This is a genomic window from Streptomyces calidiresistens, from assembly GCF_014141525.1.
In the GTDB taxonomy this organism is placed as follows: Bacteria; Actinomycetota; Actinomycetes; order Streptomycetales; family Streptomycetaceae; genus Streptomyces; species Streptomyces calidiresistens.
This window is the reverse complement of record NZ_VKHS01001188.1, coordinates 1-1,163: the sequence shown is the minus strand read 5'-3', so window position 1 is coordinate 1,163 and position 1,163 is coordinate 1. Positions and strand designations below refer to the sequence as shown.

At 73.4% G+C, this 1,163-nt stretch carries 1 protein-coding gene; it reads right to left on the bottom strand.

Translation table 11 applies throughout. The features are described from left to right. The coding region (locus FOE67_RS26295) for a phosphopantetheine-binding protein (RefSeq protein ID WP_228474319.1) at positions 1–993 on the bottom strand (993 nt) is incomplete at its 3' end. Between the last annotated feature and the right edge of the window lie 170 nt (positions 994–1,163).

Sequence of the window (1,163 nt, the reverse complement as noted above, 5' to 3'; positions counted from 1 at the left end):
CAGGTGGGGGGCGCGTTCGGCCCAGTGCTCGCGGTCCCGGCGGCGGCGTTCGGCCCAGCGGGGGTCCTCCGCGCGGCCTCTTTGGACGGCGGCGAAGGTCGTGGAGGGGGCGGGGAGTTCCCGGTCCGGGTCCTCGACCAGCTCGCCCCACTGCCGCATCAGCAGCATCCAGCCGGCCATGTCGGTGCACAGCACGTCCACGCCGACGTGGAGGCGGGTCGGGCCGTCCGGCAGGAACGCGGCGTGGATGTCGAACAGCGGCCAGGCCCCGGTGGGGCGGCAGCGGTGGGAAAGTTCGTGGCGCAGGTCGGCGAGGGCTCGTTCGGCCCGGTCGGCGGAGGTGGAGCGCAGGTCGGTGACCTCGATCCGGACGGGGGCCCCGGCGACCGGGAGGATCCGTTGCGAGCCCCGCTCGTCCACCGTCATGCGCAGCATGGGGTGGTGGGCCACGAGGCGGGCCCACGCCTTCTCCAGCCGCGCGAGGTCCGCCTCGGGGTCGCCGTTCGGGGGTGTGCGGTCGTACTCGTGGTAGTAGTGCGTCGCCACTCCCCCCAGGGGCAGTCCCTCGGCCCGGCCCGCCAGGTAGGAGGCCTGAATGGGTGTCAGCGGGAACGGCTCCTCGTCCCCCTCCCCCACCGTCGGGTGCGCCGTCGGCGACCCGTCACCGGACTGCCGGGCGGAACGTCCTCCCCCGGCGGACCGGATCGGGTCCCCGGCGGTGCCGGGGGCTTCCCCGCCGGGCGCCCCCTGGTCCGTGAGGTGTCGGGCGACGCGGTCGGCGGTGGCGTTCTCGCCGAGCAGCGCGGTCAGGGGCAGGTCCCGTCCGGTGCGTTCGCGGATGCGGCGGCGCAGGCGCACGGCCGTGAAGGACTCCAATCCCAGCGTCACGAGCGGGGCCCCGGGGTCGACCCGGTCCGGTTCCGTGCCGAGCACCTCGGCGACGCACTCGACGGTGTGGACAAGGGCTTCCTCTACCCCCGTGGGGTGGCTCATCCGTGGCTCCATCGGAGATGGGACATCCCCGGAATGCCTGGTGGAACCGGGGAGGTGGTCACCCGAAACCTAGATGGAAATGATTATCATGTCAATGATTTCCGGCCGGCCCCCTCCCCGCGGCGGAAGCGGGGCCCGGGGAGACCCCCTCCGGCTGTCTCTTATACACA